Genomic DNA, 761 nt, shown 5'->3' on the forward strand with positions numbered 1-761 from the left:
GCCCGCTGCAGCGCGGCCACGTCCGGCAGCGGATGGCGGCCCTGCGCGGGCACGGGCGGCGCGGCAAGCTCGGTCTCGAGGTCCACGAAGACGGCCCCGGGGAGGTGCCCGGCCAGGTATCCGTCCCGCCCGGGCGGACCGCCGAGCTGCCAGCGGACGTCGAGCACCCGCGGGGGCCGCGCGGAGTCGAGGAGCCGGGCCAGGTCCGTCGCGGAGATCAGCACATCGCTCATGCCCCGGACGCTACCGCCAGTGGCGCGGCACGGCGCCACGCGCGAGGGTGCACGATTGCCGGGCGGCGGGAGATGATCGGGCCGCGGCCGCCCGTCCGGACGGGTCCGTCTTCGTGATTTGTCGCCCAGGTCGGATTCGTGCGAGGCTCGGCGCGATGGCGATCGGGGTCGACGGGGTGCGGGTCGGGCACTGGACCGACCCGGTGGGCGTGACCGGATGCACGGTGGTGGAGCTGCCGAGAGGCACAGTCGCCTCGGCGGAGGTGCGCGGCGGGGCGCCGGCCTCGCGCGAACTTGACGCGCTGGCGCCGCAGATGGCGCTGGTCAGCATCGACGCCGTGCTGCTGACCGGCGGTTCGGCTTTCGGTCTGGCCGCCGCCGACGGGGTGATGCGCTACTACGCCGAGCGCGGCCGCGGTGTGCCGACCAGCGGGGGACCGGTACCGATCGTCCCGGCGCTGGCCCTGTTCGACCTGGCCGTCGGCGCACCGACCGCCCGGCCGACCGCCGACGCCGGCTACCTCGCCG

At 76.3% G+C, this 761-nt stretch carries 1 protein-coding gene and 1 pseudogene; one reads left to right on the plus strand and one right to left on the minus strand.

The window, feature by feature from the left end; translation table 11 throughout:
• Nucleotides 1-233: pseudogene (locus ND748_RS33155) on the minus strand (sulfurtransferase); the annotation flags it as partial.
• Nucleotides 234-388: 155 nt separating this feature from the next.
• On the opposite strand from ND748_RS33155, the gene ND748_RS33160 reads away from it, so the two are divergent.
• Nucleotides 389-761, plus strand: a 373-nt coding sequence (locus tag ND748_RS33160; protein WP_251750175.1) for a P1 family peptidase, incomplete at its 3' end; no start/stop codon positions are given.

It is taken from the genome of Frankia sp. AiPs1 (assembly GCF_023716945.1).
Lineage (GTDB): Bacteria > Actinomycetota > Actinomycetes > Frankiales > Frankiaceae > Frankia.